Source organism: Rhizomicrobium sp., assembly GCA_037200045.1.
Lineage (GTDB): Bacteria > Pseudomonadota > Alphaproteobacteria > Micropepsales > Micropepsaceae > Rhizomicrobium.
This window is the reverse complement of sequence record JBBCHM010000001.1, coordinates 1,571,006-1,585,177: the sequence shown is the minus strand read 5'-3', so window position 1 is coordinate 1,585,177 and position 14,172 is coordinate 1,571,006. Positions and strand designations below refer to the sequence as shown.

General features: G+C 61.8%; 10 protein-coding genes and 2 tRNA genes. 4 read left to right on the top strand and 8 right to left on the bottom strand.

What is annotated here, in order from left to right; genetic code table 11:
- Positions 1-281: 281 nt before the first annotated feature.
- A complete protein-coding gene (locus WDM86_07370) occupies positions 282-1,418 on the top strand; it encodes an acyltransferase (protein MEI9989842.1) in 1,137 nt (378 codons plus the stop codon).
- A gap of 106 nt (positions 1,419-1,524) precedes the next feature.
- Here WDM86_07370 and WDM86_07365 read toward each other — a convergent pair.
- The 3 genes from WDM86_07365 to WDM86_07355 form a co-directional block, all read right to left on the bottom strand.
- Positions 1,525-2,366 (bottom strand): IS5 family transposase gene (locus tag WDM86_07365; protein MEI9989841.1). Its coding sequence is split into 2 segments (ribosomal slippage): positions 1,525-1,979 and positions 1,979-2,366, totalling 843 coding nucleotides; the frame shifts between segments, so codons are not numbered across the junction.
- 807 nt (positions 2,367-3,173) lie between these two features.
- Positions 3,174-4,640, bottom strand: a complete 1,467-nt coding sequence (locus WDM86_07360) for an exopolysaccharide biosynthesis polyprenyl glycosylphosphotransferase (protein MEI9989840.1) — start codon at positions 4,638-4,640, stop codon at positions 3,174-3,176.
- Between the two features lie 748 nt (positions 4,641-5,388).
- Positions 5,389-5,463 (bottom strand) — tRNA-Gly (locus tag WDM86_07355).
- A 179-nt stretch (positions 5,464-5,642) separates the two neighbouring features.
- Here WDM86_07355 and WDM86_07350 point away from each other — a divergent pair.
- Positions 5,643-6,254 (top strand): DUF1800 family protein, encoded by a 612-nt coding sequence (locus tag WDM86_07350; GenBank protein ID MEI9989839.1) that lies wholly within the window; start codon positions 5,643-5,645, stop codon positions 6,252-6,254.
- Here the strand turns inward: WDM86_07350 and WDM86_07345 are convergent.
- Genes WDM86_07345 through WDM86_07335 form a run of 3 tightly spaced genes read right to left on the bottom strand, consistent with a single transcriptional unit; the run spans position 6,241 to position 9,529 of the window.
- A complete protein-coding gene (locus WDM86_07345; protein ID MEI9989838.1) occupies positions 6,241-7,005 on the bottom strand; it encodes an enoyl-CoA hydratase/isomerase family protein in 765 nt (254 codons plus the stop codon). The two genes, WDM86_07350 and WDM86_07345, sit on opposite strands and share 14 nt — an antisense overlap.
- Complete coding sequence (locus WDM86_07340) at positions 7,002-7,505, bottom strand: thioredoxin family protein (GenBank protein MEI9989837.1); 504 nt, start codon at positions 7,503-7,505, stop codon at positions 7,002-7,004. The genes WDM86_07345 and WDM86_07340 overlap by 4 nt, the downstream gene beginning before the upstream one ends.
- Positions 7,502-9,529 (bottom strand): M3 family metallopeptidase, encoded by a 2,028-nt coding sequence (locus WDM86_07335; GenBank protein ID MEI9989836.1) that lies wholly within the window; start codon positions 9,527-9,529, stop codon positions 7,502-7,504. The genes WDM86_07340 and WDM86_07335 overlap by 4 nt, the downstream gene beginning before the upstream one ends.
- Positions 9,530-9,648: 119 nt before the next feature.
- Here WDM86_07335 and WDM86_07330 point away from each other — a divergent pair, with 119 nt between their 5' ends.
- On the top strand, positions 9,649-11,547 hold the full coding sequence (locus WDM86_07330) for a M3 family oligoendopeptidase (protein MEI9989835.1): 1,899 nt from the start codon (positions 9,649-9,651) through the stop codon (positions 11,545-11,547).
- Between the two features lie 25 nt (positions 11,548-11,572).
- Here the strand turns inward: WDM86_07330 and WDM86_07325 are convergent, their stop codons facing one another.
- Positions 11,573-12,283 carry an SIMPL domain-containing protein gene (locus tag WDM86_07325; protein ID MEI9989834.1) on the bottom strand — a complete coding sequence of 237 codons (711 nt, stop codon included), beginning with the start codon at positions 12,281-12,283 and terminating at the stop codon, positions 11,573-11,575.
- A gap of 150 nt (positions 12,284-12,433) precedes the next feature.
- Here WDM86_07325 and WDM86_07320 point away from each other — a divergent pair.
- A tRNA-Ile gene (locus WDM86_07320) sits at positions 12,434-12,510 on the top strand.
- 326 nt (positions 12,511-12,836) lie between these two features.
- Here WDM86_07320 and WDM86_07315 read toward each other — a convergent pair.
- The gene (locus WDM86_07315) at positions 12,837-13,778 is read right to left on the bottom strand and encodes a hypothetical protein (protein ID MEI9989833.1); all 942 of its coding nucleotides are present in this window, start codon (positions 13,776-13,778) and stop codon (positions 12,837-12,839) included.
- Positions 13,779-14,172 lie beyond the last annotated feature (394 nt).

The window sequence follows — 14,172 nt, the reverse complement described above, 5'->3', positions numbered from 1 at the left end:
CTGGAATTGTACGTGGTGGTTGGCTAAGTTGCTATGCTCAAAAGTATGAAAATGGCGCAAGGATCGGTTCGAGTATTCTGTCCGCTACCTGTACTGGCTTCGTTGACGCCAGCGCGCCGCAAAATGACCGGCCGAGTAGAGATTGGCTAACGCAAAATATCCTGCCACATATACCGTCTAATCGGTATTCTATAATCAAGACAGGCGGTAGGTAGATGTTTGCGTGGACATTCGGAAGAGCGCGGGACGCGCACCGCAACATTCGGACGGGCGTTCCGTTCTTGATCGGATATATTGATTTTCTCAGATTTTTTGCTGCCTTTCTGGTGGTCTTCGCCCACTGCCGGCTGCAGGTCTTTGGGCAATTGAAAAACAGTCAGATGCATACCTCGGCGCCCACTAGGTTGGTGTCATTGCTTGGCAGCTACGGTCATTCCGCAGTCATTGTTTTCTTCGTGGTTAGCGGCTTCCTTGTCGGCGGAAAGTTGATAAACACGAAGACCCTCGATGCTCGGTTTGTGCGCTCCTATGCTGTCGACCGCGCCTCACGCATCTACACTGTTTCGATTCCGGCCAGCCTACTGGCATTCTCGCTTGCCGTCGGCCAGATTTATTTCTACGGCCATGCTTTTTCAGTCAGCGGCGTCGACTGCCAAGTGAGTTGGATCGACATCGTCGGAACCACGTTTTTTGTTCATAAGGGAATCTGGGCCGGCCATGCCTGCAACGGGCCTTTCTGGAGCCTCGACTACGAGGTCTTCTATTATGTTTGGTTTGCCGCGCTGGCCGTCGCGGTCAAAGCGAGCGTAAGGCAGCTCCAGATTGGGGGATGGATCGGCTTCGTCATACTAACCCTATACGTCATTACGGAGCCGTCGCTGGCGATTCTTGGCTACTCCGCGATATGGGCCCTAGGTGCACTAGTCGCATACGATGAGAAGGCCAGTTTCAAGAGACGCTGCCTTGGATATACCTTTGTCACGCTGGCCTATGTGGGCTATTGTCTTTGGGCGCGGGACAAACAGGTTTGGCAGGACGGTGTTGTCGCGATTGTTGTCGCTATCTCACTTTCGGTCGCGCGTATACTGGCCAACCGGGGCGTAGTGGTTCATTATCGTTTGGCTAGTCTGTTTTCAGCCGGCGCCGCAATTTCCTATTCACTTTATCTATTTCACGCGCCGGTGATTGACACGGTTCGTGCCGTTGCGACGATGGGTTTCGGCTGGCAACCACTACAGGGACACGGCGATCTATACCGGCTGGCCGCGTTCTTAGTATTTTGCGCCATCGCCGTCGCGGCCGGAATGGTGGCTTGGCTGCTTTTCGAGCGCCAAACAGGCGTCATTCGACAGCGCTTGAAAAACGCATTTGTTGGGCCTCGCACTCCTTACGAAGGCACTAAACCCGCAGACGCATGAGCGCAGTCTCTGTCGGGTGGCAATTAAGGCTACGAGGCCAATCGGCCCTGCGCATCCGTCCACTGCAGATTGCCGATTTCTAAGAGCCGATCCGGAAAGAACTGAATCATTTTGAGGGATTTGCGGCAAGTCGCTTGAGCATGATGCGGATCATGGCGAGGCGGATGAAGGCCGCGACGGTTGTGGCGTAGCGCTCGAAGTCGCGCGCCAGGCGTCGGTTGCGGCTGATCCAGGCCAGGGTGCGTTCGACGATCCAGCGTTTTGGCATGACCACGAAGCGGTGGGCATCGCTGCGCTTGACGATCTCGATGACCCAGGTTCCGGTGGCGGCGACGGCATCGGCGGTCTTTTTGGCGTTGTAACCGCCGTCGGCGAAGATACGTTCGATGAAGGGAAACGATCGCCGCGTCCGCTTGTCGAGGACCAGCGCTGCGCCGTCGCGATCCTGGATGTCGGCGCTGTGGACGGCGACGCTCAGCAACAGGCCGAGCGTATCGACGAGGATGTGCCTCTTGCGGCCCTTGACCTTCTTGCCCGCGTCGTAGCCTGAAGGATCGAGCAGAGCCCCCCTTTGAGCGCTCCCTTGGCGCTCTGGCTGTCGATGATGGCGGCGGTGGGGCTGGCCTCGCGGCCTTGGCTCTCGCGCACTGCCACATAGAGCGCGTGATGGATGCGCTCCAACGTCCCGTCCCAGTTCCACAGTTCGAGATAGTCGTGAACCGTGCTCTTGGGCGGAAAATCCTTCGGCAGCGCCTGCCATTGGCAGCCCGTCCAAAGCACATAGAAAATGGCGTTCAAGACTTCACGCACATCCGTCGTGCGCTTGCGCCCGCCGCGCTTGGCCGGGGGTATCAACGGCGCCGCAAGTGACCATTCCTCATCCGTCATGTCGCTGGAATAGCGAAGACCATTGCGTCTCGCCGACAGCCGGTGCTCCGGCTTCCACATCGGGTGCTCCTGTTGCGAATCAGCACCCACAACGGAATCACAACCGATTCACCCGACTCAACTTCTTTCCGGATCGGCTCTAAGTCACATACCCATGAAGGTGATTCCGTTTTGTAGCGAACAGTGTTTCAAATTTCCAACGCTGGAGGTTTGGATGGCACGGTTTGATCTGACGGATTTCGGATAGTCTGTGATTGTACCTTTGCTACCGAATAAAGTGCACGGGGTTGCGCGGGAGGACTGCCTGCGGGTGCTGAACAGTATATTCCAGCGGTTGTGCCCTGGGCGGACATCCCGGAGCGCTACGGCCCGCACACGACGTGTGTGGACCGCTTCAACCGCTGGCGCAAGGCTGGCGGTTAGGGTCGCATCCTGCAAACAGCTTCAAAGGCTTATGATGACAAGCTGCAAATTATCGATTCCTCATCTATCCGGGTGGATCATCTGTCCGCCAACGGTCGAAAAAGCGACGCGATCCCGTTGAATGGGTCGCTTGCGGGGCGGACCGATCACCAAAATCCATGTACTCGCCGATGCCTGTCCAGTGCAACGATATGAACAAAGGCTTTTCGATCGAACTCTGCATTTTGTTTCCCCCGCACGAGCTGTGCTGGCGCCGGCAACCCCGGCTCTCGCATCCGGCCAAACCACGCGAACCATTACAGCTCGTAGGCAGCGCTTGCGTGACTTCAGGGGGAATGATCGCGGGGCCAACCTAACGCCGGCTAGCGGGCGACCTTCCGCCCGCACAGCCGCACGTTGTAGTGATGCCTTGCAAGTGGTGGTCCTACAATCATCGTTCGGGTGCTAATACGCGTTCTTCTGTCCGAACACCGCGCCGATCGTCTTAATCAGGATTTGAAGATCCAGGCCCAAGCTGCAGTTGCTCGCATACCACAGGTCTGCTTCGATTCGGCGATACATCAAATCCAGGATCGGCGTTTCACCGCGCAGGCCGTTGACCTGGGCCCAGCCGGTAAGACCTGGCTTCACATGTTGGCGCACCTCGTAGTTCTCTATGAGCTTCGCGAAATACGCGTCATGTGCCGCAGCGTGCGGCCTCGGTCCCACGATAGACATCTCGCCCTTCAGCACGTTCCAAAGCTGCGGAAGTTCGTCGACGCTGGACTTGCGCAGCCACTTTCCGACGCGGGTGATCCGCTGGTCGTTGCGCGACGCCTGCGTGATCATGGCGCCGTCTTCCTGCACTGTCATGCTGCGAAATTTGAGGATTTGAAACGGCTGCCCGCGAAATCCAAGGCGGGTTTGGCGGAAGATCAAGGGACCAGACGAGTCGAGCTTGATCGCGACAGCAGCGGCGGCCAGAAGTGGAGATGTGAACAACAGTACGGTCCCGGCAATCGTCACATCCATTGCTCGCTTGATGCCGCGTTCTATCCTTGTAAGCGGCGACTTCTGCATCTCCAGCGTCACGATGCTGCCGAGGCCATTTACCGAATTCTGTAGCAGGGTCGAGATTTGCTCGTCCGGCACAAAGTACACCGCCCGCGGCAAGAGACGCAGCCCCGACATCAAGCTGGCCGCGGCGTCGAAGGGCAGGCGGCCCGCGACGACATAGATCTCACCTGGTGCTGCCGAACGTGCGATCTCGAACACCTTCAGCAACAGGCGCCGACGCTCGCCAGCCCAAGGTGCGCCTGTACAGGCATCGTCAAATTCAATGGCGCGGACATTCGTGCAGCCGCGCTGCGCGAGTTCGGCGAACAGGGCAGCTGCGCTCCCCGACCGATGCGGCGCAACGATGAGGACCTCCAGGCCGCGATAGGCATTCGTCGTCATCCAGCGCGCCAACAACCGCGGCGCGAGCACGCGTGAAGCGATACTCCCAGCGAAACCGGTCAAGAAGAAGAAGAATATCGTCCCGCGCGAGAATTCCGAACTGATCTTCATCGAGAAGGCCAGAGTCAGAAGGAAGAGGAATGTCGTACACCATGCAAGCGCCGCCATGCGAGCACGCCCTAGGCGTGTCGTGCTGGCGCGCCTGTCGCGGGTGGCCTGCAGCCGTGCCATGCCGCCGAACAGAACAGCTACGATGATGCCGGTCGCCGTGAACGCTGGTATGTCACCGAGGACTCCCCGCGTCGCCAGGTGAAACAAAGCCCCGGTGACGATGCTAAGCCCGACAATGACCGCCGCGTCGATCGCCAGGGCGAACGGCGACGCAGCTTGATCCGCCGGAACGTCGGCCCGCCAAGTCTGAGGTATACCGATGGGCCTCGCGTCCCCGGGGAAAGTATTGCCACTGACGTTCATTGGCCCCACACCAAAATTGCAGCGGACATCAACGCAACTCGCTCCCCAGTTCACAATTCAAACCAAAATCCGATTTGAAACGCAGTCGGAAACTGTGCCCTCACCGCCCAAACAGTGTAAGCAAATTTTGTGCACCGCAACAAGAAGAAGTGGAAGAAAAACCGTAAAGCGCGAATTTGTAAGTATAAAATTCTCCACGGACCTGCAATCAAGACCAAAACTAGTAGTTAATCGATGGACGGTTGCCTGCGCGCGGGGAACTTCGCCAGCGTTGCTGCTGGAAGCGAATTCTTGATTTCCGCCGCCCGCGCCGCTCGCTTCGTCAGGAACACAGATTATCCCACAGAAAGGGTTGGCCTTTCTTTGCGAACTGGTGATGCGCGCTTATCTACAAATATTGAACCGGCCTGTGCATGGTGAAATTGAATGGCTCGATGCGAACGCAGAGCGCCATCACGACCTACGAACAAATCACCTAATAAGCGCGCAAAATCCGAGGCGAGTACTAGAGCCTTGCTACGTCGCCCGTGTGAAGGCCGAATATGGCCTCCCCGCTAGAGGCGTTCAGAACCGAGTTGGTTTATCCAAGCGCCCCTACCCTTGCCCGGCTACGCGATTTGGGAACGCGTCCGACCAACACCGTGCAATGGCCCGCGAGACGGGTGGGTTTTGTCCGGTCGATAAATGAGGCTGGCGTAGGCGAGCCCTTGTGCCTTCTAGATATGAGTGTCTTAGCCCTCGAAAAACCTGGAGCGGGCGAGGCGAATCGAACGCCCGACCCTAACCTTGGCAAGGTTATGCTCTACCCCTGAGCTACGCCCGCAATCCAAGTTGGGGGGCGGTTATGGCTTAAGCCCAGTCCCGATTCAAGCCGCATTCCAAAATTGGGGGCTAGCAGCGGGTTCCCGGCGGGGCCCGCCGCAGGAACGGCTTCGCTGCCGGGGCGAGCAACGGAGACCCATCCGGCTGGCGTTAAATCCAGCGTCCGGGAGAGCAATTTCCATGTCCATTGAGAGCGTTATTGCCGCCAACCGCTTCGGCCTCGGCGCTCGGCCGGGCGAGGTCGCGGCGGTGTCGGGCGATCCCAGGGGCTGGCTGCTGGCCCAGCTGACCCCGGAACGGGATCTGCCCGGGCCGCTCGCGTCGCTGCCGTCGACCGTCGACGACATGAGCGCCTTCTTCAAATGGATCCGCCAGATCGCGGCCGAGGCGAAGGCCCATGGTATGGATCCCTACCATCTAAAACCGCAGGGCGAGCCCGGCGCTGCGATGGCCGGCGGCGGAGCCAGGGCGGGCAGCGGGACTGCAGACGACGGTAGCTTCAGCATCGAGCGGGAATATGTGAGGGCCTTCCTGCCGCGCTACGCCGTCGCCGTGAAAGCGCGCTACGACGTCGCGGTGGCGACTGATCGGCCGTTCTTCGAACGCCTCGTGCATTTCTGGACCAACCATTTCGTCGTCTCCGGCGCCAAGCCCGGCGCGATCGCCATGCCGCCCTCCTTCGAGCGCGACGTGGTTCGGCCCAACATCACCGGCCGTTTCGCCGACATGCTGATGGCCTCATCCAAGCATCCGGCGATGCTGTTCTATCTCGACGGACTTATTCGCGCCTGAAATTCGGCTCGCGCTTTTCCGCAAAGGCGGCAAGCGCTTCGCGGTGGTCGGTGCTGCGGCTGAGCACCGCCAGTTCCCTGGCGTTCGCCTCGGCCGCTTCTTCCGGCGACAGGTTCGGCGCGAGCGACGCGTTCCGCTTGACCGCTTCCACCGACAGCGGCGCGCGGCTGGCGGTACGCTGCGCGAGCTTGATCGCCTCCTCCAGCAGCGCGTCCGGCGCATGGACGGCGGTGACGAGGCCGAATGCCTCCGCCGTCGCCGCATCGTGGGGCAGGCCGGTCAGCAGCATATGCTTGGCGCGCGCCACGCCGATCAGCCGCGGCAGGCGATAGGCCGAGGCCATCAGTCCGACATTGACGCCCGAGCAGACAAAGCGCGCCGCGGTCGATGCGATGCGGATATCGCAGACGCTGGCAAGCTCCAGACCGCCGCCCAGGCAATGGCCGTTCACGGCCCCGACCACCGGCAGGCGGAAGGTCTCGATGCGTTCGAGCACGCGGCCGAACTCGCCGAAATGCGCGCCGCTTCCGGCCTTGTTCGCTTCCGCCTGTTCCTTCAGATCGTCGCCGCTGCAGAATGCCCGCCCGCGGCCCGTGAGCACCACGGCGCGAAAGCTCTTGTCGGCGTCGATTTCTTCCAGCCGGGCCAGCAGTTCCGCGCGCGGTTCGCGGCCCAGCGCGTTCATCGGCGGATTGTCGATCTCCAAGAGCGCGACATGGCTGGCGGGAGAACTGAAGTGTATCAGACTCACTTCGCCCACTGCGCCAGCCAGTCGGCGATCCCTTGCGGCGTCATGTGCCGCGCATCCTCGAGCGCCGCGATATGGCCGGCGTCGACCAGCGTCTTGCCGTCGGGCTCGACGATCAGCACGGTCGGAACGCCACCCTTCAGGTCGACGCCGAAGCGCGCCGGAATCTGAAGGTTCTTGTTTTCACGCCCGACATCCACGCTCACGACCTCGTAATGCGCCGCGATGAAGGGTTTGACCTCGGGGAGCTGCATGATGTTCGCCAGCACGACGCAATCGCCGCACCAGTTTCCACCGAGATCGATGAACACCCGCTTGTGGTTCGCCCGCGCCCGCGCGAAGGCGGCCGCGACGTCCTTGTCGGCGTCCGCCGCCTCGTCATAGGGATTGCGCTCGACGACCGGAAGATCGGCGATGCTCGCAAGCGCGACCTTGGGCGCCGGCGCGGCGGATGCAACGGTGGCGCACAGCAGCGTGGCCAGAACGAACACAGTGCGTCTCATGCCGCCAATCCTCGTCCTTCGAGCAGCGCGTTAATCTTGGGATCGCGGCCGCGGAACAGCCGATAGGCCGCCGCGAAGTCGCGCGTGCCGCCGGCGGAATAGATGTAATCGTGCAGCCGCTTCGCCGTTGCCGGATCGAACGCGTCTTTCGCCTCTTCGAACGCCTCGAAGCCGTCCGCGTCCAGGACCTCCGACCACATGTACGAATAATAGCCGGCGGAATAGCCGTCACCGCTGAAGATGTGGAGGAAATGCGGGCTGGCGTGCCGCATCACAATCTCCTTCGGCATGCCGATCTCCGCCAGTGCCTTGGCCTGGAACGCGGCGACGTCGAGATCGCGCGGATTGTCGAGCGCGTGATAGTCCAGATCGACAAAGGCCGAGGCAAGGAATTCCACCGTCGCGAAGCCCTTGTTGAAGTTCCGCGCGGCGGTCAGCTTTTGCAGCAGCGTCTTGGGGATCGGCTCGCCCGTTTCGGCATGCACCGCGAATCGCTCCAGCGTTTCGGGCACCTCCAGCCAATGCTCGAAGATCTGCGACGGCAGCTCGACGAAATCCTGCGCGACATTGGTGCCGGCAAGGCGCGGATAGCGCACCTGGCTCAGAAGGCCGTGCAGCGCGTGGCCGAATTCGTGGAACAGTGTCTTGGCCTCGTCGAACGACAGCAGCGCCGGCTCGGATTTGGGAAAGTTGCAATTGTTGACGATCAGCGGCGTGATGAGCTTGCCCATGTTCTCCTGGTCGCGGAACGAGCTCATCCAGGCGCCGCCGCGCTTCGAGGAACGCGCGAAATAATCGCCGTAGAACAGTCCGACATGCGCGCCGCCGCGCGTCACCTCCCACACCCGCACGTCGGGATGATAGATGGGAATGTCCTTGCGCTCGGTGAAGTCGAGGCCGAACAGGCGATGCGCAGTGTGGAACGCCGCCGCGATCATCTTGTCGAGCTGGAAATAGGGCATCAGCTCCGCCTCGTCGAGGTCGTAGCGCTCCTTGCGCAGCTTCTCGGCGTAATAGCGCCAGTCCCAGGCGGCCAGCGCGAAATTCCCGCCTTCCCGCGCGATCACGGCTTGCAGGGCATCGCGCTCTTCCAGCGCGCGGCGCCGCGCCGGCGCCCACACTTGTTCGAGCAGATGGCGCGCCGTTTGCGGCGTCTTCGCCATCGTGTCGGCGAGCTTGTAGTCGGCGAAGGTCGCATAGCCGAGCAGCTTCGCGCGCTCGGCCCGCAGGTCGACCATCTCGCGAATGATCTTGGTGTTGTTGTGCGCGTTGGCATTGCCGCCGCGTGACACCCAAGCCGTGAAGATCTTTTCGCGCAGGTCGCGATTGTCGGCGAAGGTCAGAAATGGCTCGACGCTCGACCGTGATGTCGTCAGCGCATAGGGCGCGTCGAGGCCTCGCTCGTTCGCGGTTTCCGCCGCCGCCTCGCGCGCGAAATCCGGCACGCCGGCCATGTCGGCTTCCCGCAAGGGCAGGATGCAGGCCTGCTCGTCGGCGAGCACGTTTTGGCCGAAATCGGTGCCGAGCGTCGCCAGCGTCTCGACGATCGCTGCCAGACGTTCCTTGTCCTTATCCTTGAGTTTCGCGCCGGCGCGCACGAAATCGAGGTGATAGCGTTCCAGCACCCGCAAGGCCTGCGCATCCAGGCCGAGCGTCTCGCGCTGGGCCTGCAAGGCATCGATGCGCGAGAACAGGGCGGTGTTCAGATAGACCTCGTTCCAGTGCTTGGCGAGCACCGGCGCCATGTCGCGCTCGATTTCCTGGAGCGCGTCGCTGGTGTGCGAGGCCGCCAGGTTTCCGAACACCGCTTCCACTTTCCGCAGCAAGTGCCCGGAATTCTCCAGCGCCTCGATCGTGTTGGCGAAGCTGGGCGGCGCCGGATCGCCGGCGATCGCCGCGATCTCGGCCGCGTGTTCGGCCAGCGCGCGTTCATAGGCGGGCCGGAAATGCTCCGGCGCGATGCGGTCGAAAGGGGGCGCCTCGAACGGCGCGGTCCAGGGCTCGAAGAAAGGATTGGCTGTCATCGCGCCATCCTAACAAGTGGGCCGGTCCGGGCAACCGCCCGTCTTCACGCCTGCGTGTGGCTGCTGGATATGCCCGCGCGATGTGCTAGGGAAATCGAGCCGGTTGCACAGAGAATCCCATGAAAACGATACGGTTTGCAGCGCTGTTCCTGGCGGTCGCCGTTCTTGGCGGCGTGCTGGCGGTCGCCAAACCCGCGGCGAAACTGGCGCCGGCGCCCATCGACCCTGCTTACATGTGGGACTTATCCGACCTCTATCCCTCGGCGGAAGCCTGGACCGCGGAACGTGATCGCGTGAAGACCGCGACGGAGGGCTTCGGCAAATACAAAGGCACGCTCGGCAAGAGCGCGAAAGACATGCTGGCGGCGCTGACCGCCTTCAGCGACGCCCAGCGCGCCGGCGCGCGGCTTACGGCCTATGCCGGCCTCAAAGCCGACGAGGACGTCCGCGTTGCCGCCAACCAGGAGCGGCAGCAGCTCGCCGCCTCTTTGAGCACGCTCTATAATGAGAAGACGGCCTGGGTGACGCCCGAAATCCTCGGCCTCGGCGCCGACAAGGCGCACGCTTTCGAAGCCGCCGAGCCCGAACTTGCCCGCCGCTTCGGCTTCTATCTCGACAATGTCCTGCGCCAGGCGCCGCATACGCTGTCGGGCGAGTCGGAATCGGTGCTCGCTTCGGCCGGCGACGTGCTCTCCCAGCCCGCCGCGATCTACAGCGTGCTCGCCAATGCCGAGGTGCCGTTTCCCTCCGTGAAGCTGTCGGACGGCAGCACCGCGACCATCGACCAGGGCAGCTATTCGAAATACCGCCAGTCGCCGGTCCGCGCCGACCGCAAGCGTGTATTCGATGCGTTCTGGGGCATGTGGAAGAAGTACGAAGGCACGCTGGGCGCGACGCTGACGACGCAGGTGATGGGCGAAGTGTTCAACGCCAAGGTGCGGCACTATCCCAATTCGCTGGCCGCCGCCGTCTTCGCCGACGATATGCCCGAAGCGGTCTACCGCCAATTGGTGGCGCAGGCCAATGCCGGGCTGCCGACGATGTATCGCTATCTGAAGCTGCGCAGGAAGCTGCTCGGCATCAAGGACGAGCTTGCCTATTACGACATCTATCCCTCGATGTTCAAACTCGGCCAGCCGCAGCACTTCACCGTCGCGGATTCCGAACACATCGCGCTCGACGTGACCTCTGAATATGGTCCCGAATATGTCGCCGAGCTGAAGAAGGGTTTCGCGGGCCGCTGGATGGACGTGCTGCCGCGTCCCGGCAAGGCCGGCGGCGCCTATATGCAGGGCTCGGCCTATGACGTGCATCCCTATCTGCACTTCAATCACAATTACGATTACGAGGCGTTGTCGACCTTCGTCCACGAATGGGGCCATGCGGTCCATACGCTGCTGACGCACGACACCCAGCCCTTCGAGAATTCGAACTATTCGACCTTCACGGCCGAGACTGCCTCGATCACCAACGAGATGCTGCTCAGCGACTACATGGTCGCTCATGCGAGGACCGACGCGGAAAAGCTCTACTATCTCGGCGAGGCGCTGGAGCTGGAACGCGCCACCTTCTTCCGCCAGACCATGTTCGCCGAATTCCAGCTCGCGCTGCACGAGGAGGTCGAGGCCGGCCGTGCTTTGTCCGGCACGCGCATGTCGGAAATCTATTGTGGCCTGCTCAAGAAATATCACGGCGACGCACAAGGCGTCATGAAGATCGACCCGGCCTATTGCACGGAGTGGGAATTCATCCCGCACTTCTATTACGGCTTCTATGTCTGGCAGTACGCCACGTCGATGGCCGGCGCCGCGAGCTTCGCCGATGCGATCGAGCATGAAGGCAAGCCGGCGCAGGACCGCTTCATCGCGCTCCTGAAGGCCGGCGGCTCGGACTATCCCTACAACATCTACAAGAAGGCGGGCCTCGACATGGCGACGCCGGCGCCCTATGAGGCGCTGCTCGCGCGCATGAACCGCACGATGGATCAGATCGACACGATCGAGGCGAAGCGGCCATGACGGCGCGTCCGGCCCGTCGCGCCGGTCACTTCAGTTCGAACACCACCGTCACGTTGACTGTCACGCCCAACTCGCCGGCCGCGGTGGGTGTCGGTGCTCCGCCCGCTCTCGAAACCGCCATCGCGCGAAACATCGGTCGCGGTGCCTCCGTGCCGTTCTCCTGGATCGAGATGACAGTACCAACCTCCGCGTCGGCCGCTTCGGCGTAGGTCTTGGCCCGCTTCAGCGCATCGCCGATGGCCGCCTCGCGCGCCGCCGTCTGCAGTGCGCCGGGGTCGCGAATGTCGAAGCCGACCGAATTGATCTGGTTCGCCCCCGCGCCGACCAGCGCATCCAGCGCCGGGCCCAGCTTCTTCGTATCGTCGAGCGTCACGTCGACCTGGTTGGACACCTGATAGCCGGTGATGCGCTCGGGGCCGTTGCCGGTGGCCTGCGCATATTGCGGCTGGACCGAGAAGTTGGAGGTCTGGATCGCGCGTTCGGGCACGCCCAGCCGCTTCAGCGCATCGAACACCGCCGTCATCTTGCGGGCGTTGGCCGCCAGCGCGGCGTCGGCCGTGGCGTCCACGGTGGCGACGCCCGCGCTCAATTCGGCCTGGTCGGGAACGCCGCGCGCCTCGCCCTGGCCGTTGACCGAGATGGTGCGCGAAACGTCCGCGGCATCGGCGGAGGTCGCGGCCATGAGCAGGGCGAGGGCGGCGCCGAAGGCAAGCCCGGCAAATCCTGGAAATCTCATCTCGTCTTGTCCTTTCAGAGGGGAGCGCCGAGGGTTTGCGGCCCGCGCGGCAAAACCGTGGCAACCCGGCGACCGATCATAGGCGCTCCTACACAAAGCCGCGAGGCGGCTGGTTTCGGCGCGGGATTTTTCCTGCTATGGGGCTCGCCGGGGCCTGTAGCTCAGGTGGTTAGAGCTGACCGCTCATAACGGTCTGGTCGCAGGTTCGAGTCCTGCCGGGCCCACCAGCATCTCCCTTGGATTTTGAAAGTTAACGCGAGAGGCGTGACACGCAAGTGGCACGCAGCTTTTCACACATCCGAATTACCCCAGACAGATGATCGTTCCAGACGGTGTTCGGCTGGGGCTATGGCGGGTGCCAAGCCGGCCACCTTGTTCCGACTGCTCTCACTCCGTCGAACTCGCTCTCAGTGAACTCAGTTCTAAAAGCCGCGCAATAGTGCCTGAATTTGGGCCTTGCGACTTGGTCGGACGCCAAGCATACGCGTCTGTGGCTGACTCAAGCCTTCAAGCGGCGTCCGTCTCCGCTTGACCATGTGAGGCTTTGGCCTTCCTACGAGGATGGCAGGAGCCCGCTGGCGGATATGTATTCATAGGCGTAAGCACCGCTGAAGGCGCAGCCGAGCAATTGAAGTTGCAGCGCGCGGCCGGCTGTGCGGCGAAAATCATCCGACAGTATGATTTCGCCGCTTTCGGTCCGGCTTAGCAGTTTGTCCTTCTCCGCGAGGCGCAAAACGTGCAGCACGTGTGAACGCGCCACGTTCAGCTGGCGCGCCAACGAGGCGATGGAGATCCTGGGTCTCGCCGGCGGATCTTTTCTATCTCGCGCGTCGGCCTCCGCCAGAAGAAGGCAATACAGCAACTGCATTCCGGCGTTCCGCATGAGAAAGACCGGCCAGATGGGCCGGTTGCTATCTATCGCCACGACCGATTTGAACGCGCCTTCGCCGAATTTCACGATATAGGTTTGGAAAACGGCGGGCGTGTCGAAATGATCGAGGACGACCTGGAAGACCGGCTCGACAGCGGCCATTGCGGTGAGGCCGAGGCGTGCGTGTTCCTTGAGCGCATGGAGCAACGCATCGCTGGGCGCGTATCGCGCTGGGCCGGGCTCCGTTTTCGGCATCTTTTTCACATAGCCCAGCAATTGTAGATAAATGAGAAGCGCGCGGGCGCGGCCGGGGCTGAGAACGCCCGACCGTGCGCAGATCTCCTTGAGGCGCGGCAGGGTCAGTCCGCCGGTGAAGTGCAAATAGACCGCCCAGACGGCGGCGCCATAGCGGCCCATGTCCTTGAATATGTCGTCGATGCGGCTGTCGGCCGCGGCCAGCACCATCGAACCTTGCATGAATTCGCGGACGATAGTGTCGTAGAGCGGATGTTCCGCGAGCCGCTTGAAGGTCGCTTCAGGAATATCGCCGCTTTCCTCGAGCGCGACCCAGTCGCGAAGCGGCGAGTCGGGCGAAATGCCCTTGCTGTGTTCAACCGGAATCATCGTGGCACGGTGTCAAATGTCGACCAAAGAACGCCACAATATAAAATTTCAGCGAAATGTCGAACTCTTCGGCGAATGACTTAGACGCGCATTGTCACACGGACACACGATCTGGGCTGTCGCAAAAAATCATGCGGGATCAAATTGTGCCATCTAGCGCCCCCCGGAGATTGGTGGAAATAAATCGCCACTAGGAAGCTGCTGCAGGGGCTTTCCATCATCGCGGAAGTATCGGCGCCTCCCGCACGGAGGCTGGTTTCTTGCTGCCTGCTCGGCGTGTCCGCGGCGGTGGCAGGGCGTGCGCTTGATCGACTTCGTTATTGGGGCTGCCGCGATTTGGGCAGTTTGGCTTGGTGAGCAGGGTCCCCCCGGTGAGCAGGGACACATAGTCCCT